A 25120-nucleotide genomic window follows, 5' to 3' on the forward strand; every position below is an offset into this window, starting at 1 on the left:
AAGTTTCACTTCCGGCACCAGTTTACGTTCGTTTACACCGTAATGACAAGCGTGTAACTACTACATGTAGTGGTGGGCACCCTTACATGTAGTGGTTGACCCCTTATGCGAAGCGGATCCGGACCGCATCTCCGTGCCCAGGAAGGTCCTCAGCACCGGACAAGCTCACGATGTGGCCGCTGACCTGTTCCAGCGCAGCGCGGTCGTAGTTGATGACCTGCACGGCACGGAGAAACGTGGTGACATTCAGGCCTGATGAGAAAGCCGCAGTCCCGCTGGTGGGCAGAACGTGATTGGAGCCAGCACAGTAGTCACCCAAGCTGACCGGGCTGTAGTCACCTACAAAGATTGCGCCGGCATTGCGGATCCGTGATGCAACAGAAGCCGCATCCGCTGTCATGACTTCCAGGTGTTCGGCAGCGTAGGCATTACAGACTGCGATCCCCTGCTCAAGATCATCCACCAGAACCACGCCCGACTGCGGCCCGGACAACGCCTCCAGGACCCGGGCGCTATGTTTGGTTCCGGCCGCCTGCCGTGCCAGTTCAAGCACGACGGCGTCAGCCAGGTCCGCGGAGTCCGTCACCAGGACCGACGCCGCTTTGGGATCGTGCTCTGCCTGGCTGATGAGGTCGGCCGCCACAAGGGGCGCTTGGGCGGTGGCATCGGCAAGGATGGCGATCTCAGTCGTGCCGGCCTCCGAATCTATGCCGACCACGCCTTTGACGAGCCGCTTGGCCGTGGCAACGAAGATGTTTCCAGGTCCTGTGACCACATCCACGGGTTCGATAGGCAACTCCCCGCCCGAACCCGGGATGCCATAAGCAAAGGAGACGATGGCCTGCGCGCCACCGATGGCGTACACCTCATCGATGCCCAGCAGCTTGGCGGCGGCCAGGATGGTGGGGTGCGGCAGACCGCCGAAGTCCTTCTGCGGAGGAGAAGCCAGCGCAATGGACTCAACGCCGGCCGCGACTGCGGGCACGACGTTCATGATCACAGAGGACGCCAACGGAGCGAGTCCACCCGGAACATAAAGACCAACGCGGCCCACCGGAATCCAGTTCTGGCTGACAACGGCGCCGTCGGCCAAGGCCACGTCAACGTTGACCGGGCGCTGCTGATCAGCAAACTGCCTGGCGCGGCTGATCGACTCTTCCAACGCGGCACGAACCACCGGATCCAACCCGGCCAATGCCTGGGTGAGTGCCTCGGCCGGAACGCGCGGGTGCGACTGATCCACGCCGTCGAACTTCTTTGCCAACTCCGCCAGTGCAGCAAAGCCCTGGCTCCGAACGGCGGAAATGATGTCCTGGACCTTCTGCTCAGCGTCGGCCATCGTCTGATGGCGCGCCCTGGGCACGGCAGCACGCAGCTCCGCCAAAGAAAGATGGCGGCCCCGGAAATCGATGCTCCGGAAGTCGAGGGAAGCGGCGGCGCGGGCGGAGGTATCCGAAGAAGTGGTCACCTGACTATTTTACGGGCTTCTTCGATAGAACCCCGAACAGCGCCAGGACGAAGGTGATGAACGATGTGGCAGCGGGCCACAGAACCAGGACAGCATAGGAGCGGAGCGTGAAGCCAAAGCCCGGACCAAGCGCCGGGTCCGGCGCCGGGCCAAACAGTTGCGCTGCCAGCAGGCCGACCAGCCAGGCAATGACGCCGCCCAACGCGCCACCAACAAGCGCGAATACCAACCGCCGCCCCACGCTGGGTCCCTGCAGTTTTCCGTCAAGGGTGACGCCGGTGAAGCACCCTGCCAGCAGCATGAGCGCAGCGAGGACCAAGTCCCGTGGGAGCCAGGACTCGGGATTGGCTGCATTTGCAAGCTCGGGGTTGCCTGAGACCAGGTTGAGCCCTCCGGGCGCAAGCAGCCACCAGACCACCCCGAGAAGGACACCGGAAGCCGCCGGAAGGGCAAGCCAGCGAACCTCCCGGAAACGGCGGGGGCGAGGGGCCGGAGCCGGTTCGGCAACAGCTGGGACGTGCACGGTTGGCTCGGTCATACAACTCACATTAACAAAGGTTCACGCACGCTCAACAAAATGAGGGTCCCACAGTCCTTGAGGAATACCCTGAGGTGAGACGCAGACCCCCAGTCCAGGAGATAGACCCACGTGGCAAGCGAACCAGCCGGCTTTGAACAGACTTTCAGGGAAATGTTCCGCAGGCATGCCGCCGGAGTAGCCATCATTACGGCAAACCTCAATGGGAAGCCCTTCGGCTTCACCGCGACGTCCGTGGCCTCACTGTCCGCCGAACCGCCCCGTTTCACGTTCAATATGGCCAGAAGTTCAAGCTCATGGCCTGCCGTGGCCAACGCCGAATACATCGGAGTCCATATGCTGGGGCTCGAGAACCAAGCACTCGCCAATCGATTCGCACGGACACGCGACCGGTTTGAGGGCGACCACTGGGAGCCGGGGCCCCATGACGTGCCGATCCTCAAGGATGTCAGCGGCTGGCTCGTGGGAAAGATCCAGATGCGCCTTTCGTTCGAAAACAACGCCGTGGTGGTGGTCGAGGTCGTAGATGGACAAGTCGGCGAGGACGGCACTCCCCTGCTCTACCACAGCGGTGGTTACAGCAAGCCGGCGCCGCTCGACTACGAAATCTGAGCGAGCGGCGTCGAGCCTGCTAGTTGTCCAGGCAGGCCGGACCCAACAGGACCTTCAGATCACCAAACAGTGAGGGACTGGGGTTGACCCGCATATGGACCGGCAGGCCCATGACCTCCACCTTGGTATCACCCATCAGCTTCAGCCGGACCTCCGAATTCCCGCGGTGCGTCCGGAGGACATCACGCAGGTCCGTCACCACCGCCTCCGTTGCCTTGAACGTAGGAATGGTGATGACCACCGGTCCGTTCACGCTCTCGCTGAGGTCCGGAACCGAGAGCTCCATGCAGTTCAGTGTCACAGCCCCGTCATCCCGGCGCTGCAGCCTGCCCTTGACCACTACGATCAGGTCTTCCGCCAGGACGGAGGCGATGGGCCCATAAACCTGGCCGAAGAACATGACTTCCATGGAGGCGCCAAGGTCTTCGATCTCCGCGCGGGCATAGGCGTTTCCGCTGGCCTTTGCGATCCTGCGGCTCAACGAGGTGATCATGCCCGCAATGGTGACAATTGCGCCGTCGTGCGGTCCATCTTCAGCGATGATCGAGGTGATGGACTGTTCAGCATGCTGGCTGAGGACGCCTTCCAGTCCTTGCAGCGGATGGTCTGAAACATAGAGACCCAGCATGTCCCGCTCAAAGGACAGCTTGTCTTTCTTCTCCCATTCGGGAAGGTCCGGTATTTCCGTGGTCAGCGATGCTTCCGGCTCCTGGTCCTCAAAGCCGGCAAAGAGATCGAACTGGCCGATCGCCTCGTTGCGCTTCAGGGTGATCACCGAATCGATGGCTTCTTCGTGGATCATCGCCAATGCACGCCGATGGTGGCCCAGGGAGTCGAACGCCCCGGCTTTGATCAGCGATTCGATGGTGCGTTTGTTGCACACCACCGCGGGTACCTTCAAGAGGAAGTCCTTGAACGACGTGTAGCTTCCCTCAGTGCTGCGCGTGGAGACCATGGCATCGACAACGTTGACGCCGACATTGCGGATGGCGCCCATGCCGAAACGGATGTCCGTTCCCACAGGGGTGAAGTTCAACGACGATTCGTTGACATCCGGCGGGAGCACCGTGATGCCCATGCGTCGGCACTCATTGAGGTAGATGGCGGACTTGTCCTTGTCATCACCCACCGAGGTGAGCAAGGCAGCCATGTACTCCGGCGCATAGTGAGCCTTCAAGTATGCGGTCCAGTAGGAAATGACTCCGTATGCGGCCGAGTGCGCCTTGTTGAAGGCGTAGTCGGAGAACGGGAGCAGGATGTCCCACAGTGTTTTGACGGCAGCCATGGAGTAGCCGTTGTCCTGCATGCCCTGGGAGAATCCGGCGAACTGTTTGTCCAGCTCCGATTTCTTCTTCTTGCCCATGGCCCGGCGGAGGATGTCTGCTTGTCCGAGTGAGTAGCCAGCCAATTTCTGCGCCACGGCCATGACCTGCTCTTGGTACACGATCAGGCCGAAGGTGCCGCCAAGGATTTCCTTGAGCGGTTCTTCCAGCTCCGGGTGGATGGGAATGACCTCTTGGATCCCGTTTTTGCGCAAGGCGTAGTCGGTGTGGGCGTTGGCGCCCATGGGGCCGGGCCGGTAAAGAGCCAGAACAGCGGAAATGTCTTCGAAGTTGTCGGGCTTCATGAGCTTGAGCAGGGACCGCATGGGGCCACCGTCCAGCTGGAACACACCCAGGGTGTCGCCGCGGGCCAGGAGCTCGTAGGACGCGGCGTCGTCGAGTTCCAGGTTTTCCAGGTCCAGGTCGACGCCACGGTTCATCTGGATGTTCTCAAGGGCATCCGAAATGATCGTCAGGTTTCGGAGACCCAGGAAGTCCATCTTGATAAGGCCGAGGCCTTCGGACGTCGGGTAATCGAACTGGGTGATGACCTGGCCGTCCTGGAAACGGCGCATGACGGGAATGACATCGATGATGGGGTCCGAGGACATGATGACACCGGCCGCGTGGACACCCCACTGCCGCTTCAGCCCTTCGATACCCAGGGCTGTCTCGAAGACCTTGGCGGCCTCGGGGTCGGTGGCAATGAGCTGGCGGAAGTCCCCTGCTTCGCTGTAGCGCTTGGATTCCGGGTTCTGGATGTCCGACAACGGGATGTCCTTGGCCATGACGGCCGGCGGAAGGGCTTTGGTCAGGGTCTCGCCCATGCTGAACGGATAGCCCAGCACACGCGAGGAATCCTTGAGCGCCTGCTTGGTCTTGATGGTGCCGTACGTGACAATCATCGCCACGCGCTCGTCACCGTACTTCTTCGTGACGTAGTCGATGACCTCGGAGCGGCGGCGATCATCGAAGTCGACGTCGAAGTCGGGCATGGAGACGCGGTCCGGGTTGAGGAAGCGTTCGAAGATCAGGCCGTGCTGCAGGGGGTCGAGGTCGGTAATGCGCATGGCGTAGGCCACCATGGAGCCTGCACCGGAACCACGGCCGGGACCCACACGGATTCCGTTGTTCTTGGCCCAGTTGATGAAGTCCGCGACCACCAGGAAGTAGCCGGGGAATCCCATGGACGTGATGACACCCAGTTCATAGTCCGCTTGCTTACGGACCTTGTCCGGGATGCCTTGGGGATAGCGGTATTTGAGGCCCGTGTCTACTTCCTTGACCAGCCAGGAGGTCTCGTCTTCTCCGGGCGGGCAGGGGAAGCGTGGCATGTAGTTGGCGCCGGTATTGAACGAGACTTCGCAGCGCTCGGCAATCAGCAGCGTGTTGTCGCAGGCGTCCGGGTGATCGCGGAACAGTTCACGCATTTCCTGCGGCGACTTCAGGTAGTAGCCGCTGCCCGAGAAAGCGAAGCGGGATCCGCCGTTGTCGTACGTCGGCTCCAGGAGCGTGGAGCCCGACTGGATTGCCAGCAACGCCTCGTGGGCCTTGGCATCGTGTTCATGGGTGTAGTGGAGGTCGTTGGTGGCCACCAGCGGGAGGTTGAGCTCCTTGGCCAATCGCAGGAGGTCGCCGGTCACACGCCGTTCGATATCCAGGCCGTGATCCATCAGCTCACAGAAGTAATTTTCTGCGCCGAAGATATCGCGGAACTCAGCGGCAGCCTCCACGGCTTCCCGGTACTGTCCGAGTCGCAGCTTGGTTTGAACCTCACCGGACGGGCAACCTGTGGTGGCAATCAAGCCTTCCGAGTAGGTATTCAGCAGCTCACGGTCCAGCCGCGGCCACTTTCCAAAAACAGAATCGAGGGAGGCGATGGACGACGCACGGAACAGGTTCCGCATGCCTACGTTGTTGTAACTGAGCAGCGTCATGTGGGTATAGGAGCCACCGCCGGAGACGTCATCTTTGCGCTGGCTTTCCTCGCCCCAGCGTACGCGTTCCTTGTCGCCCCGGGCAGTCCCCGGAGTGACATAGGCTTCGACGCCGATAATCGGCTTGATGCCCTTGTCCGTGGCCTTGCGCCAGAAATCGAAGGCGCCAAACAGGTAGCCGTGGTCCGTGGTGGCCAGTGCCGGCATCCCCAGCCGTTCGGTTTCGTCGAACAACTCGCCCAAGCGGGCCGCTCCATCCAGCATGGAGTACTCGGTGTGGGTGTGCAGGTGGACGAACGAATCATTGCTGGAAGTCACCACGACAGTCTACCGTCCCGGGTCCGACAGAATTGGGCCACGGACGGCGCAGCTCCCTAGGCGGAGCCGGTGGCGAGCAGGTCCAGGGCGTACTGGAGGTCCGCCGGGTACTCGCTGCTCACTTCCACCCATTCGCCGGTGCGGGGATGGGTGAAGCCCAGCTGGCGGGCATGCAGCCACTGCCGGGTGAGCCCCAGGTTCGCCGCGAGCCGCGGGTCGGCGCCATAGGTGAGGTCTCCGGCACAGGGGTGTCGGAGCGCCGAAAAGTGAACACGGATCTGGTGGGTACGGCCGGTCTCCAGATGGACTTCCACGAGCGTTGCCTTACCGAACGCTTCCAGGACCTCATAGTGAGTCACGGATGGACGGCCGTCCTCTATCACCGCGAACCGCCAATCGTGCCCGGGATGTCGGCCAATCGGGGCATCAATGGTGCCCTCAAGTGGATCAGGCAGTCCCTGCACCACTGCGTGGTAAACCTTCTCCACGGTGCGCTCCTTGAAAGCCCGCTTCAGCACCGTGTACGCGTGTTCGGTCTTGGCTACCACCATGACACCGGACGTGCCGACATCGAGGCGGTGGACGATTCCTGCCCGTTCAGGCGCGCCGGAGGTCGAGATCCGGTATCCGGCGCCGGCGAGACCACCTACCACAGTTGGTCCTACCCAACCGGGAGACGGATGGGCAGCGACTCCCACCGGTTTGTCGATGACAACGAAATCCTCGTCATCCAGCAGGATCTTCAGGCCTTCCACAATTTCCTCCACGACTTCCAAGGGGTCCCGCCGCTCGGGAACGGTAATGTCCAACACCGCGCCTGCGGCAAGCTTTGCCGACTTGCCAAGTGGCACACCACCCATCGTGACGTTTCCTTCTGCAATCAACAGCGCCGCTGCTGACCGGGAAATATCCATCAGTTGTGCGAGCCCGGCGTCTGCCCGTAAGCCTGCCAGCTCTTCAGGTATCACTACGGGATCACTCACCGGCAGTCTCCCCCGTTGAACCGCCGGCAGGCTTGGCCTCATTGGACGCCTTCGGCCCGGCAGGCTGCCGCCTTCCGTCCATGCCGATACCGCGCAGGGTCAGCAGGCAGATGATGACGACGCCGGATACCACCGCGGAGTCTGCGATGTTGAAGATGGCGAAGTTGGGCAACTGGATAAAATCCACCACGTGTCCCATGGCGAAAGACGGTTCCCGGAACAAGCGGTCGGTCAGGTTGCCCAAAGCTCCCCCCAGCAAGAGTCCCAGTGACAAGGCCCACCATGCAGACCCGAGCCGGCGCAGCTGGAACAGGATTGCCACGGAAACGGCCGCCATGACAATCGTGAAGATCCATGTCACATTCTCGCCAATGGAGAAGGCCGCCCCGGAGTTCCGGATGTAATACCAGTGCAGCAGCGGTGGCAGAACAGGAATCCGCTCACCCTCCGTCATGGTGCTGGTCACCCAAAGTTTGGTGAGCTGGTCAAAGGCGTAGGCAAACACGGCGAAGCCGGCAAAGAGCCAGAGCATGGCCGGACGCCACTTACGGCGGGCGGTGGGCGCCGGCTGCGAGGCGTCATCGGTGAAGTCGTCGGTCATAGTGCTTTCATTCGGGAAGCGTGGCGGGGCGCTGTCAGGGTTTTAACAGCAAAAGCCGGTGGCCGAGGAGTCCTCAGCCACCGGCTTTCAGAATACTTGCTAAACGTCTGCGGTTGCTTCGCCGACCTCAGGGGCAGCGACGGAACCACGGGCATCCAGGTCGCGCAACTGGCCTTCGATGTAGGCCTTCAGGCGTGAACGGTAGTCGCGTTCGAAGCCACGGAGCTGCTCAACCTTGCGCTCAAGAACGGAACGCTGCTGCTCGAGTGCACCAAGGATCTTGCGGGACTTTTCCTGGGCATCGTTGACGAGGCTGGAGGCCTCGATCTGAGCCTCGGCGATGATCTTTTCCTTCTGCTGCGCACCGTCGGAGACGTGCTTGTCGTGCATCTGCTGCGCCATGGCCAGCAGGCCTGCAGCGGATTCAGCGGACGGGGTAACGCTGTTGCTTGCAGCGGGAGCCTTGGCAGCTGCAGCAGCGGCTGCGGCCTGCTCGGCTTCCTTCTTCTTGGCAGCGTCGGCAGCTTTGGCTTCGGCTTCCGCCTTGGCTTCGGCTTCCTTGTCGACCTTGACGGGAGCAGGAACCTTCTCAACGACCGGAGCCGCAGCAGTAGCGGCAGGCACAGCCGAACCGGCTTCTCCGAGCTTCTTGCGAAGTTCGTCGTTCTCCTGGTTCAAGCGGCGAAGTTCCACCACGATCTCATCGAGGAAGTCATCTACCTCGTCCTGGTCGTAGCCTTCGCGGAACTTGGTCGGCTGAAAGCGCTTGTTGACAACGTCTTCTGGCGTCAAAGCCATCTGGTCACCTCGTTGGTCTAGTTAGTCAGTAGGCCTTCCGGCCGTTCAAAACTACGGTACCTAAATATCATCTGGTTCCTCCAATTCAACACCATCGTGTTGATTTGGAGAATTTGCGGCCTTTGAACCATCGGTGGTCCGGGTTCCGCTCAGCAGCTAGGCCAAGCTGCTGGTTACTGCCATGGCAATACTGACCGCAATGATCAGGATCAGAAAGCCTAAATCCAAAGAGATTCCGCCTAGTTGGAGGGGCGGTATCAGCCTGCGGAGCCTGCCAAGCGGAGGGTCCGTGACGGAGTAGACCACATGCGCTGTTACCAATGCCACACCCCGGGGCCGCCACTGGCGGGCGAACATCTGAACCCATTCAAAGATGAGTCTGATGATCAGGGCAATGAAGAACAGCAACAACACAATATAGATAAGGCCGAAAACAATGCCCACGAGTTAGCTCAGATCTCCCACTTGTTCCGGAATGCCGATCGGTCCCTACTATTGCAACACAGATGCCAGGCGGGTTGACCCGCCTGGCATCCGCAAAGATCGGTGTCAGCTCTGGTTGAAGAAGCTGGCCTGCGTTTCGCTGGCCTTTTTGTCGTCTCCGATGACCTCGACGTACGACGGCGACAACAGGAAGACCTTGTTGGTCACCCTCTCGATACTGCCATGGAGGCCGAAGACCAGGCCGGCGGAGAAATCCACAAGGCGCTTGGCATCGGCTTCGCCCATGTCGGTGACATTCATGATGACGGGAATGCCATCCCTGAAGCTCTCACCAATGACCTTGGCGTCGTTGTACGAACGGGGATGAACGGTGGTGATCTGCCTCAGGCCCGAGGCATCTTCGCGGCTGGAGGCCGCACGCTTGATGGGTGTCACGGGTGCGCGGTATTCCTCTTCGGCGTCTACAGTGGGCATTTCGCGGACAACTTCCCGGACGGGAGCGGGCGCCCGGCGCTCTTCCCGTTCCTGTGCCTGGGGGCGTTCTTCGTCGTGGTACGAGGCGACGGCCTGCTCAGATTCGTAGTGTTCATCGCCGTCGGCGAGCCCAAGATAGATCATTGTCTTGCGCAGAGCGCCAGCCATGGTGCACTCCTATCGTTTCTGCAGTAGGCGGGCCGCCATGACTTGACATATTGGAACCCCGGCCCGTCATTCCAATACTTTGACGCTACCCCACGGCCGGACGGGATCCGAGAATATCGGAGCCAATTCTCAGGTGTGTCGCCCCGAACTTCACGGCGGCTTCCAGGTCCTGGCTCATGCCGGCAGATATTGCCGCCGCGGCCGGATGAATGGCGCGGAGAGCCTCGGAAATACCGGCAAGCTTCTCGAATGCCGCTTCCGGATCGGCCCCCAAGGGCGCCACGGCCATCAGACCCGAGAGCTGCAGCCCGGCAGCGGATTCGATCTGCGCAGCAAGTACCTCGACGTCGGCCGGGCTTGCGCCGCCGCGATGCGCACCGGCGTCGTCCTCCAAGCTGACTTGAATGAAGCAGTCGAGGTCGGCTCGGCCGGTGGCCCCTTGTTCCCGCATGATGGCCTTGGCCAAAGCGTCAACGACTTGAGGCCGGTCTATCGACTGCACGGAGGCAGCATATTTCGCGACAGACTTTGCTTTGTTGCTTTGGAGCTGCCCAATGAAATGCCAACGGATATCAACGTCGGTAAGCCCGGCACTCTTGGTGGCTGCTTCCTGATCGCGGTTCTCGCCGATGTCGGTAACTCCAAGGGCAGCGAGGCGGCGCACATCCTCCGCCGGATGGAACTTGGTCACCACGATCAGCCGTGGCGGGTCGTTGCGTCCGGCTGCAGCAACCGCTGTATCGATCCGGCGCCCAACCCTACCGAGTCGTTGGGCGAGAACTGCCGTGCGGGCATCGCCTGACAGGCTTTCCTGCTCTTCGTCGCCGTGTCCAAGGCTAGTCATGCGTCCACACCAAACCTGCAAATCGACCGGTCCGGGAGTTCCGGCGGTATGAGAAAAGGGAATCGTTCTCCAGCGTGCACTCTCCCGAGTACTCCACGGGAACATCCAATGCTGCCAGTTGTGCCCGCACACCGGCAGGAAGGTCCAGGGCCGGAGTTCCCCAGGATGTGGTGGACCGTGTGGCCGGGACACGCGCAGCGACGTCGGCCTGCAGTTGCTCCGGCACCTCATAGCAGGACCCACAGATGGATGGACCAAGCCAAGCGCGGATACCCACCGCTCCCCGGCTCCGCATTTCCTCCACGGTGGCTGGAACGATAGCTGACGCGACGCCAGGGCGTCCGGCATGTGCCACCGCGATGACGGGCTCGTTTCCGGCGCCGCTCCCCACGAACACCACCGGCACACAGTCGGCCACCATGACAGCCAGTGGCTGTGCTGCAACGCGGGACGCTGCGGCAGACACCATGGCATCAGCAGTGGGCCCGGGACCGTTGGCGTCGATAAACTCCACAGTGTTGCCATGGACCTGATCCATGTATTGGAACTGATCGGCCGCCAGCCCGGCTGCCCGGTTCAATAGAACGCGGCGCGCCATTACCTCGGCGGGGTTGTCCCCCACATGGAGAGCCAGGTTCCCGGCGTCCGCATCCGTGAAGGCTACGGAAACACCGGGACTAACTTCATTGCGCCACCAAAACACCTGGTACTGACTCTCCGAACGTGGCTTACTTCAGGAAGTCGGGGACGTCGAGGTCATCGGAACGGCTGCCAGAGAGATCCGGCTCGACTACTGCGGGGAGGTCGACGTCGAAGCCGGAGTCGGCAGGCAGAGCCGAGGGACGCTGCTGGCCCCAGTTGCTCAAGCCAGCGGCGCCGATGCCTGCCGTAGCGTGCTGCGGTGCAGCAGCGTTGGACGGTGCACTGCTTGGCTCGGCGGGACGATCCGAGGGCACGGGGTTCTGGGCGGGACGCGACTGGTCCATTGAGGGCGAGGTTGCCTTGACGTCGTCAAAGCCTGCAGCAATGACAGTCACGCGGGCTTCGTCACCCAGGGCGTCATCAATGACGGCGCCGAAGATGATATTTGCCTCGGGGTGGGCTACTTCCTGCACCAATCGTGCAGCCTCATTGATTTCGAACAGGCCCAGATCCGATCCACCCTGGATGGAGAGCAGGACGCCGTGGGCGCCGTCGATGGAGGCCTCGAGGAGCGGGGAGGCAATGGCCAGTTCGGCTGCCTTGACGGCACGGTCCTCACCGCGGGCCGAGCCAATGCCCATCAGGGCCGAGCCAGCACCCTGCATGACGGACTTGACGTCGGCAAAGTCCAGGTTGATCAGGCCGGGAGTGGTGATCAGGTCCGTGATGCCCTGGACGCCTGAGAGGAGCACCTGGTCCGCGGAACGGAAAGCGTCCAGGACGGAGACGTTGCGATCACTGATGGACAAGAGGCGATCGTTGGGGATGACGATCAGGGTGTCGACTTCATCGCGGAGCGCGTCGATGCCGGCTTCGGCCGAGCCTGCACGGCGACGGCCTTCGAAAGTGAACGGGCGCGTAACAACGCCAATGGTCAGCGCACCCAGGGAGCGGGCGATGCGCGCGACCACGGGGGCCCCACCAGTACCGGTGCCACCGCCTTCACCGGCGGTAACGAAGACCATGTCAGCGCCTCGGAGAACTTCTTCGATCTCGTCGGCGTGGTCTTCTGCGGCCTGCTTTCCGACCTCGGGGTTCGCGCCGGCGCCAAGGCCGCGCGTGAGTTCACGCCCAACGTCGAGCTTGACGTCGGCGTCGCTCATGAGCAGCGCCTGCGCGTCAGTGTTGATGGCGATGAACTCGACGCCCCGAAGGCCGACCTCGATCATGCGGTTGACTGCGTTCACGCCACCGCCGCCGATGCCGACGACCTTGATGACGGCCAAGTAATTCTGCGGTGCTGCCACGTTTCGTGCCCCTTGCTTGTGTCCTATAGCGAAACTGATCGAGTCCAACTTGAATCCTTGGACCTTAACCCTCTAGTTGAAGGTTATAGTTATGTCAAGTAACTCTACTGCGACGGTATTTCCTATGGTTCGCACATGCAATCTCCGCTTGCGCGTGTCGTGTGATTGTCCTGAAATAAGGCCACCGCCGGCCGTAGTTTACGTTCTCAAAGCTGCTTATTTTGTGAATGGATGCCGCGGCACGCTGACGTCGTACACGCTGACGGGAACCTTCGGGTCTGCAGGCATCTTGAGCAGCGCTTCCAGTGCCTTCGCCTTCAGCTCCCTGTCTTCGGCATTGCCCCACACTACCGTCTTTCCGTCCACCAATTTCAGTTCCACGGCATCCACGGAGGCCGCCGAAGCTGTTGACATCCTCGCGCGGACGTCGGCCGGCAACGTATCCAGGACGGCGGCAATTGCCTTGAACAACTCCGTGTTGGTTGCCCCGGCTCCCGCGTCGATCAAGGGCAGCGCCACCGCCGACTGGTCCTTCGTAGCCCCTAGCTGCACCCCGTCCACATCCACCATCACGAACGAGTCGCCCTGCTTCAGCAGCGCCACCGGAACCCGCTCGTTGACATGCACCAGCAACTCCGACGGCGGCCTTGCCTCCATAGTGGCGGAGCGGACCTGGACCAGCGGCTTCAAGAGCTCGTTGATCTCCTGTTCGCTGACCTGCGGCAGCGGTTTGCCCTCAAGACCGGCCAAGGCTTTCTGCACGGCCTCAGGCGTCAACAGTGTGGTGCCGTCCACGGTCACGGTCCTGACTGCCAAGACCGGCGAGAAAACCGCCCCGGCGATCAGGGCCGCCACAACGGCGGCCACGATGGAGAGCGTCCACACGATGACCCTGCGCTGGCGTCGGCCCTTGGGCTCCGGAAAGATAATGACGTTATCCGACGCCGAGGCCTTTGTGGACGTGGTGGCCGCGGCCGGCTGGGAACGGGACCCCCGCTTAATATCCGGCTCGATGGAACGCTGCGCGCTGATGACTTCGCCTGATCCGTCAGCCGGGCCTTTGTCCGGCACCGCCTTGGATCCTCCAGAACGGGCGGCGTCGGCCGGGCGCGAGTCCGCTCCCGGCCTGTACGTCGGCTTGCGGGTGCTAGCCACCCAACGCCTCCACGATCACTGGCCCGTAAGCGGTAACGTCCCCGGCTCCGACGGTGAGGACAACGTCTCCGTCGCTGGCGACGGCCATCAGGGCGCCTACGGCCTCCCCTGCCCCCACCAGCCTGCCAGTGGCAAGCTGATCGGCGATCAAAGCGCTGGTGACACCGGGAATGGGATCCTCGCGCGCAGGATAGATGTCCAGGATCAGGGCCGTGTCCGCCGCGTCCAACGCAGCCGCAAATTCCCCGGCGAACTCGCGTGTGCGCGAAAACAAGTGCGGCTGGAACAAGACATGAACCTTTTTGCCCCCGGCTACCGAGCGAGCTGCAGACAGGGCGGCACGAACCTCCGTGGGGTGGTGGGCATAGTCGTCGTAGACCCGTACGCCCCTCCCCTGGCCTTTGAGCTCAAACCGCCGTGACGCTCCGGTGAACTGGCCCAGCGCTGCCGCCGCGTCGTCGGGTTTCACACCAAGTTCGACGGCGACCGCGAACGCGGCTGCCGCGTTCAGAGCATTGTGGCGCCCCGGAACCTGCAGTTCCACCCGGTGGACGTCCGCACCAATGGCCACCGAAACGTCGCCGGGACCGCCGTCGAAAAGGCGGACATCGGCGTCCTCCGATGTCCCGTACGTCAGAACGCGCGTAGTTCCCAGGGACGCTGTCCGCGCGGCCAGGGCGCGGGCACCGGCGTCGTCGGCACAGGCCAGGAGAACGCCGTCAGCGGGAAGGAGCGCCGCAAAGTTGTCAAAGGAGGCGAAGACGGCTTCCGGTGTCCCGTAGTGGTCAAGGTGGTCGGCTTCGACGTTGGTAACAACGGCAATCAGCGGACGGTAATTGAGGAAGGATCCGTCCGATTCATCGGCCTCGGCCACGAAGATATCCGACTCCCCATGGGCCGCATTCACACCCAATGCCGGGACGTTCGCGCCAATGGCAAAGGAAGGGTCAACGCCGGCTTCCTTGAGCAGGACGGCAATCATGGAAGTTGTAGTGGACTTTCCGTGTGTACCCGCCACTGTAACTACGCGATGGCCCGCCATGGTGGCAGCCAATGCTTCGGACCGATGCAGCACGGGCAGCCCGGCGGCCCGCGCCGCCGTGAGCTCGGGATTGTCGGCCCGGATGGCAGAGCCGGCCACAATCGTTTGGGCGTCAGCCAGGTTGTCTTGGTCGTATCCCACCGCGATGCGGGCTCCAGCTGAGGAGAGATCGTGCATGACCGGCAGGTCCTTGGCGTCGGTTCCGCTGACGGGGACACCCCGTGCCACCATGATCCGGGCGACTGCGGACATTCCTACACCGCCAATGCCAATGAAGTGGACGCGGCCCAAGGATTCGAGGGGGGCGATGCTGATGGTCATGCGGATACCGCTTCCAAGACAAGATCAGCCATGCGCTGATCGGCGTTTCTGATACCAAGGGCTTCGGTTTTACGGGCCATTTCGAGGAGCCTGGCCTGGTCCGTCAGGAGCGGAATGAGCTCCCGCTCAAGCCATTCAGGGCTGAGGTCCTTGTCATCAACCAGGAGTGCGCCACCTGCATCGACCAACGCCGCAGCGTTCAGCGCCTGCTCTCCGTTACCGATGGGCAAGGGAACAAACACGGCCGGGACTCCTACAGCTGCCACTTCGCTGACTGTTCCTGCGCCGGCGCGGGCAAGGAGGACGTCGGCAGCCGCATAGACGTTCTCCATCCCATCCACATACTCAACCTGGCGATACCCATCGGCGGTGAGCAGGCCGCCGTCGTCATTGAGAACAGCCTTCCCGTTGCCCGTGATGTGCAGCGTCTGAATCCCGGCCGACGCGAGGGCAGGCAAGGCGGCACTGATGGAACGGTTAATACTGAGAGCGCCCGAGGAACCGCCGGTGACGATCAACGCGGGGCGTTCTGGAACCAGGCCCAAGGAAGCCTTGGCAGCAGGAGCCGCCGATGCCCGGTGGAGCCCCGAGATGGCACGCCGCATGGGCATGCCAACGTGGCGTGCACCCCGTAGCCGGGTACCGGCGAATGCCACGGCAACATGATTGCTGAAACGGGCACCGACGCGGTTGGCCAGGCCGGCCTTCATGTTGGCCTCGTGGATCACGATAGGGATACCGAGTTTCCGTGCGGCGAGGTACATCGGCGTACAGACGTAACCGCCCACGCCCACCAGGACATCAGCGTTGGCATCCTCAAGGATGCGGCGGGCCTGACGGACTGCTCCCATCAAACGGCCGGGAAGCTTGACCAGGTCGACGGACGGACGTCGCGGGAAAGGGACACGGTCTATGGTGGCGAGCCGGTAGCCGGCGGCCGGTATGAGCCGAGTTTCCATGCCCGACGGCGTTCCGACAGCCAGGATTACAGCCTCCGGACGCTTGTCCTTGATGGCATCGGCGATGGCGAGCAGTGGGCTCACGTGCCCGGCAGTACCGCCGCCGGCGAGGACAACGGACAAAGGCATGGACGCGTTGCGGGAGTCAGAAGTCATGAAGTGCTATGTACGCTTTCGTGCGGTTTTCGGAGAACGGCGCGGCAGGAAACGGGGGCGTTGCTGGGGCGGCAATTGGCCTCGGGCCAAGGACAACACTACGCCCACGCCACAGAGGGACATCACGAGGGCTGAGCCTCCGTAGGAGATGAACGGGAGCGGCACTCCGACCACCGGAAGGAGCTGGGTGACCACAGCCATGTTCATACTGGCCTGGCCCAGGAGCCACACCATGATGCCACCGGCCAAGGTTCGCTGGAACGGGTCTGTTTGCCTGACCACCACCCGGAAAATGGCGATACCCAGGATTGCGAAGAGCACCAAAACCACCAGGGTTCCCACAAGTCCCAGCTCTTCTCCGATGATGGCGAAGATGAAGTCATTGTGCGCTTCGGGAAGCCAGTTGTACTTCTGCCGGCTTTGGCCAAGGCCCAAGCCGGTCCAACTTCCCTGAGCCAGGCCGTACATGCCGTTGGTGGACTGGAAGTCGAAGTCGAAGTTTTCGGTACATGAGGCCGACGCTGTGCCCAACCATGACGTGATGCGGCAGATACGGTTCGCACTGCTGATGGTTCCCAGCACGGCACCCACTGCCCCAACAGCACCGGCTATGGCCAGCATCTTCCCCGGCACTCCCGCGAAGTAGAGTCCTGCCGCCGTGATGGCCGCAATGACGATCACTGTCCCCAGGTCGTTTCCGAGCATTACCAGCGCAATCACCAGGCCGGCTCCGGGCACCACGGGAATGATGACATGCCACCAACGGTGCAGGAGCTTTTGCTTGCGGGCGAGTACGGCGGCAATCCAGACGCACAGGACCAGTTTGGCCATCTCCGACGGCTGGAGCGTTATTCCGCCGATGTCGATCCAGTTCTTGTTGCCGTTGACGGTGTTGCCCATGACCTGGACGAGGACCAGGAGCAGAACGACGCCGCCGAGGGCCCACCAGGACAACCTCTTCATCCAGTTCACGTTGGTTCGCGAGATGACATACATGGCTGCTGCTCCGAGCACCCCGAACATCGCCTGCTTCAGGGCATCTGCGTACGGCGACTTCCCTTCGGAGATCGCCTCGACACTCGAGGCCGACAACACCATCATGATGCCAATGGCAGTCAACGCCAGGGCACAGCCCAGGATGAGGTAGTAAGTGGAGCTGTTGGGGGCTTTGCTCTTGCCTTCAAGGCTGTCCCAGAAGCCGCGCAGGTGTCTGCGGAGCCCGGAAGGCTTTTTGGGCGCCCGCACCGGAGCCTTGGGCTTCCCCTCCCGTGGGTCTTTGCCGCGGGTGCGGGTGGGCGTGCTGACCATTGTTACTCCTCGGTGGTCGGTGCCTGCCCTTCCACAAGCTCGCGAACTGCCTGGACGAAAGCATCGCCGCGGTGAGCGTAGGAAGAGAACTGATCCATTGATGCAGCCGCGGGTGCCATCAGGACGGTGTCCCCTGGCGTGGCCATTTCGGCCGCCGACGCCACGGCCTGGCCCATGATGGCCTCGCCGTAGATGGGCGAGGCGGCGTTGCCGGCTACGGTCTGCACCTTCCCAGTGTCGCCCTTGGCTTGCGCTATCACGGGGACATCCGGTGCGTGTCGCTGGAGGGAGCCTTCCAGCGCCTCGGTATCGGTCCCAATAAGGACCACGGCTTTCAGCCGGCGTGCGTGCTCCTTGACCAGGTCGTCGTAGTTGACGCCCTTGGAAAGGCCACCGGCAATCCACACCACCTGTTGGAATGCAGAGAGCGCAGCGGACGCTGCGTGGGGATTCGTGGCCTTGGAGTCGTTGATCCACAGGACGTCGTTGTGGTTGGACACCAGCTGAATGCGGTGGTCGCCGGGCAGGTAGTTAGCCAAACCCTGCTTCACCGCCGATGGCTCTATCCCGTACGCACGCACCAAGGCTGCGGCCGCGAGGGCGTTGGCCACCATGTGGCGCGGCGCCACAGGCCCGAGGTCGGACATTGCGGCGAGCTCCGCGGCGGAGTCTTTGCGCTCGGCAATGAACGCGCGGTCAACCAGCAGGCCGTCCACTACACCGAGCATGCTGATGGCCGGCGTGTTGGTGGTGAACCCAATGGCGCGGCAACCCTCCACGACGTCCGCGTTCTCCACCATGCGTTCGGTTTCGATCTGTTCGGCGTTGTAGATGGCTGCCTTTTGGGTGTTCTCATACACCTTGGCCTTATCCGCAAGGTACGAGGCATAGGATCCGTGCCAGTCCACGTGGTCTTCGGCCACGTTGAGGCAAACACTTGCCACCGGTGACAGGGAATGGCTCCAATGCAGCTGGAAACTGGAGAGTTCAACAGCGAACGCGTCGTAGTCCACCGGATCCCGGAGCGCGTCAAGGATCGGTGTTCCCACGTTGCCGACGGCAATAGCCTTGAGTCCGGCTGCCTGGAGCATGGATTCGGTCATACCCACCGTGGTGGTCTTGCCGTTGGTCCCCGTAATGGTGAGCCAATCAGCTGTCTTGCGTCCGGCGCGGACGCGCAGGCGCCAGGCAAGCTCAACGTCGCCCCACACGGGGATGTGCTTGCGCTTGGCGGCAGCCAACAGGGCCTGGTCCGGACGCCATCCAGGCGACGTGACAACCAGTTCGGGCAAAGCGTCGTCGATCAAGGGAAGGGCATTGACCGCGTCCTCACCCAACAGCACCTCAACGGCGCCCACAATTTTCAGGGTGTCAGCTTGCGCCTTGGCCTTGGGCGTGGTGGCGGCGTCCACCACCACCACTTTGGCACCGAGTTCGATGAGGGTGTCGGCTGCCGAAAATCCGGATACGCCGATTCCCGTCACCACGACGCGCAGGCCGTTCCAGTCAGCGTCCCAGCTGGTGAGTTCGCTGAGCCTGTCGGCGGCCGACGGCATTGTCTCCGGGCTTCCGTTCACAGCAGTACCACCCATTCAGCGTAGAAAATTCCGAGGCCCGCGGCCACGAACAAACCGGCGAGGATCCAGAAGCGGACAACCACTGTTACTTCCGCCCAGCCCTTCAATTCAAAGTGATGTTGAAGCGGCGCCATCTTGAAGACCCGTTTGCCGCCACTGAGTTTGAAGAAGCCCACTTGGATGATGACCGAAAGGGTGATCAGGACGAACAGGCCGCCGATGAAAGCCAGCAGGAGTTCCGTGCGCGACAAAATGGCGAAGGCTGCCACGGCACCGCCGATCGCCAGGGATCCGGTGTCCCCCATGAAGATCTTGGCAGGGGAGGTATTCCACCAGAGGAAGCCAACCAGTGCTGCACTGAGGATCGCTGCCAGCAGGGCAAGGTCCATGGGGTCGCGAACCTGGTAACAACCGCTTCCTGCTTCCCTTGGTGATCCGCAGGCTTGGTTGTTCTGCCAGATTCCCATGATGGTGTAGGCGCCGAAGACCATGATGGACGCTCCGGCTGCAAGTCCGTCGAGGCCGTCGGTCAGGTTCACGCCGTTTGTGGCAGCAGTGATGATCAGGTTGGACCATACGACGAAGAGGATCGCACCGAGCACTGTTCCGCCGAAAGCGAGATCCAGCCAGGGAATGTCCCGCACCAGTGAAATCTGGGTGGATGCAGGCCGAAGTCCGTCCTCGTTGGGAAACTGCAGTACCAGCACCGCGAAGATGATTCCCACCGCAGCCTGGAGGATCAGTTTTGCGCGGGCATTCAGGCCCAGGCTGCGCTTGTTGGAAATCTTGATGTAGTCGTCAAGGAAGCCCACAAAGCCCATGCCCACCATGAGGAACAGCAGCAGGAGTCCTGACGCGGAAGGCCCGGGGGAACGCGGGTTCATCATCCACATGATCAAGTGCGTCACGAAGTAGCTGATGAGCACGGCCGCAACCACCACGGTTCCGCCCATGGTGGGCGTTCCACGCTTGGTGTGGTGCGATGTAGGACCGTCGTCGCGGATGAATTGCCCGTAGCTCTTGGCTACAAGGAACTTGATGAACAAGGGTGTCCCAATCAGGGCCACCAGAAGGGCGACGCCGGCGCCGATCAAAAGTGCAATCACAGCAGCTCGTTCCCTTCGCTTGCGGCAGCTTCGGCCGCGTTGTCTCCGGTGGGCTCGGCCCGTGGAGGTAATGCTATCCGATCACCCAAATGCCGCAGCCCTACCCCATTGGAAGACTTGAACAACACCAGGTCGCCGGGTTCGAGCTCGTTCTGGAGGAGCTCGTAAGCTTCTTCCACATTCTCGGTGAAAGAACATTCGTCGCCCCAGGATCCTTCCTGGATGGCCGAGACGTAGAGGGCGCGGGCTTCGCGCCCCACCACCACTAGTCTGGAGATGTTCAACCGGACTACCTGCGTGCCCACTGCAGTGTGCTCGCGGATGGAGTCCTCCCCGAGTTCGAGCATGGCTCCAAGCACAGCCCAGGTCCGTCGGCCTTGTCCAAGGTCTGCCAGTGTGCGCAGCGCTGCACGCATTGATTCCGGGTTCGCGTTATAGGCGTCGTTGATGATGGTGACGCCGTCTTCGCGTTCAGTCCGTTCCATGCGCCAGCGGCTGGCCGCCGACTGTGAGCTGAGGGAGGACGCAATGTCGGCGGCCGGGATGCCGGCGGCGAAAGCAGCTGCGGCGGCGGCCAGCAGGTTTGTCACATGGTGCCCACCGATCAGGCGGCTTCGCACTTCAACGGCAGGGCCGCCGTCGGGCAAGACGAGATCAAAGTCCGGGAAACCCTGGGCATTGACCACCACGTTGCGCGCTTCGACCTCTTCGGTGGTGGCGGGCGAGGCTGTGAACCCCAGAACCTTGGCCTTGGTGCGTGAGCGCATGGCAGCAACGCGGCCATCATCCAGGTTGATCACAGCCGTGCCGTGCTCGCTAAGGGCTTCAACCAGTTCGCCCTTGGTGGTGGCGATATTCTCAACGCCGCCGAATTCTCCGGCATGTGCCGTGCCAACCACCAGGACAACGCCGATGTCCGGCTTGACCATATCTGCGAGGTACTTGATATGGCCGAGGCCTGTGGCACCCATCTCGATGACCAGGTAGCGGGTATCGGCATCGGCGGCGAAAACCGTCAACGGCACGCCCACCTCACCGTTGTAGGAACCCTGTGGCGCCACGGTCTTACCCGCCACGGCGAGCACACCGGCGAGGAGATCCTTGGTGGTTGTCTTCCCGGCCGACCCGGTGATGCCAATGACCGTAAAGTCCTCGCCGCGCTCTGCGCGTTCAGCGCGGACGCGACGGACGCTTTCCGCTGCAAGGGCACCCATTGCCAGGACAGCGTCATCGACTACGACGGCGGGAAAAGGGCTTCCGCCGGAGTCGGTCACTTCACGTTCGGCCAGGACCAGGACGGCGCCGCGTTCGAAAGCGGCCTCCACGAAGTCGTGGCCATCGGCGTGCTCGCCGGGCTTGGCAACGTAGAGCGAACCGGGCGTCGCTTCCCGTGAATCAGTGACGACGGAGGTTGGCACGACGTCCGTTGCTCCGGTCAATCGGCCATGGGTGATGTCGGCGATCTCCGCCGCAGTAAGTGCAATCATCTCGGTTTAGGACTCTATCCGCTGGTCCGATGAAACGCTGAATCCCTTGGATGTCAAGGCGGCCCGCAACTCGACCCTGTCGTCCAGTGCAAGGTTCACGCCTTTGACCTCTTGCCACACTTCGTGGCCACGTCCGGCGATAAGGATGGTGTCTTTGGCGGTGGCCATCTCCACGGCCAGCCGGATCGCGGCATCCCTTGGGTGGGACTCGATGATGTCGCTGCCCAGTTTTTCGGCATCCCGGGCTGCCCGGGCGCCTTGCAGGACTTCAGCGCGGATTGATGCCGCGTCTTCGTCGTGGGGATCGTCATCGCTGACGATAACCACGTCGGCAAGTCGCGCCGCGATGGCACCCATAGTGGGCCGCTTGCCTTGGTCGCGCTGGCCCGTAGCTCCAAAGACCACGATGACGCGGGACCCTTCCTGAGGCGAGCGTACGGCTTCCAACGCACGCGCCAAAGCATCAGGATTGTGGGCAAAATCAACAACTGCTGCTGGCTCTGTTGAGACCAACTGCATGCGACCGGGAACGGCCACCGTGAAAGGATCGTGGGCGTCCAAGGCCGACTGAAGCGTCAGTTCATCGACACCCGATGCCAGGACCATGATGGTGGCCAGGGCGGCGTTGGCCACATTGAAGGCTCCAGGCAGGCCGGTGTGGACGCGCAGCAACCGTCCGTCGGTGTGCCTGAGTTCGAATGCGGAGCCGAGCCCGCGGGCAGTGATTTCCGCGACGTGCCAGTCAGACCCGCCGGTGGCCTCTTTGGCCGAGAGGGTAGTGACCGGGATATCGGCCAATTCCGCGAGCTTGCGCCCCCAGTCATCGTCCACCGTGACAACAGCGTGACGGGCCCTCCTGGCGGTGAAGAGCTCCGCCTTGGTCCGGAAATACTCGTCCATGCTGCCGTGCAGGTCCAGATGGTCCTGGGTGAGGTTGGTGAAACCCGCGACGTCGAACATCACACCGTCCACGCGGTGGTAGGAGATCGCATGGGACGAGACTTCCATGGACGCGGCTTCCAGGCCGCGTTCGCGCATCAAGGCCAGCAGGGCATGGACGTCCGTGGACTCCGGGGTGGTCAGGAGGCTCGGGATAGGCTCACCGCCCGCCACGATCTCAATGGTCCCTATGAGTCCCGGAGTCTTGCCCAAGGCACGCAGCAGCGAGTTGATGAAGTAGGTGGTGGTGGTCTTTCCGTTGGTTCCGGTGACACCGTAAAGGGACGGGAACCCGCCTTCCGCCGGCTGGCTGCGGTAGATCAGCGCAGCCAAAGGTCCGACGGCGGTACGCGCCTCTTCGACGATAAGCACCGGAACCGGTTGCTCGCCGGCAAGCGCCAGTTGGCGGGCCCCGGCGTCGTCCGTCACAACAGCCACCGCACCGGCGGCGACCGCTTGGGGAACAAAGTCGGCACCATGGCGGGAAGCGCCCGGCAAGGCCATGTAGAGGTCGCCGGCTTCGACGGCCCTGGAGTTGAGCGTTATGCCTGTCACTCCCCTGCCGTGGTTGCCCTCCGGAGCGGCAATTCCAAGTGCCTCCGCAATAGTGGCCAAGGGCACCGCGGCCACGGATTCGGGGCGGAAGACGGACCTGCCGGTATCCGGCGTCGTGGCGCTGTTAGCTGCCTCATTGTGCTCTGACACGTGGTTCTCCGTTGGTGCTCGTGGAACGACCGGCTTGGGGCCAGCGGCGCCCGGGCCGTTAGTGGTTGATCGATTTTTGGCCGAAACAGACGCCCAAGAAGCTTACTTGACGAACTGGGGCAGCCGCGCGGGAGTTCCCGTGGACGGCGCCACGTTGTAGGTCCGCAGCACTTGTGCCATGACCGAACGGAACACGGGCCCGTTGGTGAGTCCGTAGATGTTTCCTTTGGGTCGTTGAAGCACCACCTCGACGATGAAGCGGGGGTCGTCCATGGGTGCCATGCCCACCATGGAGGCCGTGTAGCCGTCGAATCCTGGCAGCCCGTCCTCACGGGGCGCCTGCGACGTTCCTGTCTTCGCGCCGACACGGTAGCCGTCGATTGCTGCGTCCTTGATCTGCCCCTCGGTCACAGCGCTCTCCAGGATGTCGCGGACCTGCTGGGCAGTGTCCTTGGACACCACTTGGCGGGAATCCTTGGCAGCAACCTTCTGTTCCCCACCCTCGGGAGTGATGTAGCTGTCGATGAGCCTGGGCTGAAGCATGACACCGTTATTGGCGATGCTTTGGAATGCACGTACCGTCTGCAAGGTCGACTGGGAAACGCCCTGTCCAAAGAGAACCGTGTACTGCTGGCGGTCGTCCCACTGCTCGGGCTTGGCCAGGATGCCGGTGGCTTCTGCGGGCAGACCAATGTCGGTCTGTTCACCGATGCCGAATTTCTTCAGCCAATCGTACCGTTGCTCCTTGGTCAGCCGGCTGCCGGCCATGACCGTGCCGGTGTTCATGGACCAACCCAGGATCCCGGCGAGCGTGCGTTCCTCCGTGCCGTGTTCGAAGGCATCAGTAAAATTCTGGCCGTCGATGGTGTACGACGGGGGAATCGTGAAGTGATCCAACGGGAAGGACTTGCCTTCTTCAATGACGGCCGCAGCGGTAATCATCTTCTGTACTGAACCCGGCTCATACGCGGCCGTTACGGATCGCACACCACGGTCCTTGGCATCGACCTTTCCGGGATCGTTGGGGTCCGGGGCGTTGGTGTCCGCCAAAGCGATCAGGTTGCCGGTCTTGGTGTCCATAACAACGATGGACCCCCACTCGGCATTCATCTTGTTCACTTGGCTTTGGATGGCCTGCTGCGCGAAGTACTGGATGTCCGTATTGATGGTCAGCTTGACGTCGCTGCCGTCCACGGCGGGAGTCAGCTCGTCAGTGGCCACCGGAATCCGCAGGCCGTCGGCACCAATCTCGAAGACGCGCTTGCCTTCGACGCCACGGAGAATCTCATCCTGGGTTTGTTCGATGCCGGCCTGGCCGGTGGTTCCGTCCTGGAGGAAGCCCACCACTCCGCCGGCAACGCTGCCATTGGGGTAGACGCGCTTGCTGACACCTTCGGGAACGACGCCCGGGATATTCAACTTGGAAATGCGGTCTTCCAGTTCAGGCTTGATGTCCTTGGCAACCACGAAGTACTTCTTGTCGCCGGTCAGCGCCTCGCGGATCTTCTCACTGTCCGACCCAAGCAGCGTTGCGAGTTCCGAGATCCCTTGGTCCCGGGAGACCTCCTCGACCTCTTCGGTCTTCTCGTTATAGCGCTTAAAGCTCGATGTATTCGTGTTCAACACCTGGTCCACCACGAGGTTGTAGCGGATGACGCTGCTGGCCAGGACGGTGCCGTTGGCATCCAAAATCTGCCCGCGTTCTGCAGGCAGAACCTGGGGCGTCAAGCGTTTAGCCAAGGCCGCCTCGGCCATCCCGCCCATATCCAGGCCCTGGACCATGAAGAGCTTGCCGCCCACCACCAGCAGCAGCGTCAGCATGATGCCAAGACCAACCCGCAACCGCTTTCTTGCCGCCGGCGTCTTCGTTTTTTTCGATGTGCCGGGGTTCTGAGCCACGTTGATTCCT

The 25120-nt window shown here is 62.3% G+C and carries 21 protein-coding genes; 1 reads left to right on the top strand and 20 read right to left on the bottom strand.

What is annotated here, in order from left to right; translation table 11 throughout:
* Window positions 1–103: 103 nt before the first annotated feature.
* Window positions 104–1468, bottom strand: a complete 1365-nt coding sequence (gene hisD / locus GVL04_RS19635; protein ID WP_159707651.1) for a histidinol dehydrogenase — start codon at window positions 1466–1468, stop codon at window positions 104–106.
* Window positions 1469–1472: 4 nt separating this feature from the next.
* Window positions 1473–2006 (bottom strand): hypothetical protein, encoded by a 534-nt coding sequence (locus GVL04_RS19640; RefSeq protein ID WP_159707653.1) that lies wholly within the window; start codon window positions 2004–2006, stop codon window positions 1473–1475.
* A gap of 111 nt (window positions 2007–2117) precedes the next feature.
* Here GVL04_RS19640 and GVL04_RS19645 point away from each other — a divergent pair, with 111 nt between their 5' ends.
* Entirely contained in the window at window positions 2118–2618 is a 501-nt protein-coding gene (locus GVL04_RS19645; protein WP_327785620.1) for a flavin reductase family protein, read from the top strand.
* A 19-nt stretch (window positions 2619–2637) separates the two neighbouring features.
* Here GVL04_RS19645 and dnaE read toward each other — a convergent pair whose 3' ends face one another.
* From dnaE to GVL04_RS19735, 18 genes are all read right to left on the bottom strand, one after another.
* Window positions 2638–6195: a DNA polymerase III subunit alpha gene (dnaE, locus tag GVL04_RS19650; protein WP_159707655.1), complete on the bottom strand. Its 3558-nt coding sequence runs from the start codon at window positions 6193–6195 to the stop codon at window positions 2638–2640.
* 56 nt (window positions 6196–6251) lie between these two features.
* Window positions 6252–7178: an RluA family pseudouridine synthase gene (locus GVL04_RS19655; RefSeq protein WP_159707657.1), complete on the bottom strand. Its 927-nt coding sequence runs from the start codon at window positions 7176–7178 to the stop codon at window positions 6252–6254.
* The gene (gene lspA / locus GVL04_RS19660) at window positions 7171–7779 is read right to left on the bottom strand and encodes a signal peptidase II (RefSeq protein WP_159707659.1); all 609 of its coding nucleotides are present in this window, start codon (window positions 7777–7779) and stop codon (window positions 7171–7173) included. Before lspA ends, GVL04_RS19655 begins: the two co-directional genes overlap by 8 nt.
* A gap of 99 nt (window positions 7780–7878) precedes the next feature.
* Window positions 7879–8577, bottom strand: coding sequence for a DivIVA domain-containing protein (locus GVL04_RS19665; protein ID WP_159707661.1), 699 nt, complete (start codon window positions 8575–8577; stop codon window positions 7879–7881).
* 156 nt (window positions 8578–8733) lie between these two features.
* Complete coding sequence (locus GVL04_RS19670; protein ID WP_017200850.1) at window positions 8734–9021, bottom strand: YggT family protein; 288 nt, start codon at window positions 9019–9021, stop codon at window positions 8734–8736.
* Between the two features lie 105 nt (window positions 9022–9126).
* Window positions 9127–9663, bottom strand: coding sequence for a cell division protein SepF (locus GVL04_RS19675; protein ID WP_159707663.1), 537 nt, complete (start codon window positions 9661–9663; stop codon window positions 9127–9129).
* 85 nt (window positions 9664–9748) lie between these two features.
* Window positions 9749–10507 carry a YggS family pyridoxal phosphate-dependent enzyme gene (locus tag GVL04_RS19680; RefSeq protein ID WP_159707665.1) on the bottom strand — a complete coding sequence of 253 codons (759 nt, stop codon included), beginning with the start codon at window positions 10505–10507 and terminating at the stop codon, window positions 9749–9751.
* Complete coding sequence (locus GVL04_RS19685; protein ID WP_159707667.1) at window positions 10500–11210, bottom strand: polyphenol oxidase family protein; 711 nt, start codon at window positions 11208–11210, stop codon at window positions 10500–10502. The genes GVL04_RS19680 and GVL04_RS19685 overlap by 8 nt, the downstream gene beginning before the upstream one ends.
* A 25-nt stretch (window positions 11211–11235) precedes the next feature.
* Window positions 11236–12456: a cell division protein FtsZ gene (gene ftsZ, locus GVL04_RS19690; protein WP_159707669.1), complete on the bottom strand. Its 1221-nt coding sequence runs from the start codon at window positions 12454–12456 to the stop codon at window positions 11236–11238.
* A 216-nt stretch (window positions 12457–12672) separates the two neighbouring features.
* The gene (locus tag GVL04_RS19695; RefSeq protein WP_159707671.1) at window positions 12673–13611 is read right to left on the bottom strand and encodes an FtsQ-type POTRA domain-containing protein; all 939 of its coding nucleotides are present in this window, start codon (window positions 13609–13611) and stop codon (window positions 12673–12675) included.
* Entirely contained in the window at window positions 13604–14974 is a 1371-nt protein-coding gene (murC, locus tag GVL04_RS19700; RefSeq protein ID WP_159707673.1) for a UDP-N-acetylmuramate--L-alanine ligase, read from the bottom strand. Before murC ends, GVL04_RS19695 begins: the two co-directional genes overlap by 8 nt.
* Entirely contained in the window at window positions 14971–16089 is a 1119-nt protein-coding gene (gene murG, locus GVL04_RS19705; protein WP_159707675.1) for an undecaprenyldiphospho-muramoylpentapeptide beta-N-acetylglucosaminyltransferase, read from the bottom strand. Before murG ends, murC begins: the two co-directional genes overlap by 4 nt.
* Before the next feature lie 6 nt (window positions 16090–16095).
* A complete protein-coding gene (ftsW, locus tag GVL04_RS19710) occupies window positions 16096–17397 on the bottom strand; it encodes a putative lipid II flippase FtsW (protein ID WP_159707677.1) in 1302 nt (433 codons plus the stop codon).
* A gap of 2 nt (window positions 17398–17399) precedes the next feature.
* Window positions 17400–18989 carry a UDP-N-acetylmuramoyl-L-alanine--D-glutamate ligase gene (gene murD, locus GVL04_RS19715; protein WP_159707679.1) on the bottom strand — a complete coding sequence of 530 codons (1590 nt, stop codon included), beginning with the start codon at window positions 18987–18989 and terminating at the stop codon, window positions 17400–17402.
* Window positions 18971–20080, bottom strand: coding sequence for a phospho-N-acetylmuramoyl-pentapeptide-transferase (gene mraY / locus GVL04_RS19720; protein ID WP_159707681.1), 1110 nt, complete (start codon window positions 20078–20080; stop codon window positions 18971–18973). The genes murD and mraY overlap by 19 nt, the downstream gene beginning before the upstream one ends.
* Entirely contained in the window at window positions 20077–21567 is a 1491-nt protein-coding gene (gene murF / locus GVL04_RS19725; protein WP_159707683.1) for a UDP-N-acetylmuramoyl-tripeptide--D-alanyl-D-alanine ligase, read from the bottom strand. The genes mraY and murF overlap by 4 nt, the downstream gene beginning before the upstream one ends.
* 6 nt (window positions 21568–21573) lie before the next feature.
* The gene (locus tag GVL04_RS19730; RefSeq protein WP_159707685.1) at window positions 21574–23211 is read right to left on the bottom strand and encodes a UDP-N-acetylmuramoyl-L-alanyl-D-glutamate--2,6-diaminopimelate ligase; all 1638 of its coding nucleotides are present in this window, start codon (window positions 23209–23211) and stop codon (window positions 21574–21576) included.
* Window positions 23212–23313: 102 nt separating this feature from the next.
* A complete protein-coding gene (locus tag GVL04_RS19735; protein ID WP_159707687.1) occupies window positions 23314–25110 on the bottom strand; it encodes a penicillin-binding protein 2 in 1797 nt (598 codons plus the stop codon).
* Window positions 25111–25120 lie beyond the last annotated feature (10 nt).

The sequence above is a fragment of the Arthrobacter sp. 18067 genome (genome assembly GCF_902706295.1).
Taxonomy (GTDB): domain Bacteria; phylum Actinomycetota; class Actinomycetes; order Actinomycetales; family Micrococcaceae; genus Arthrobacter.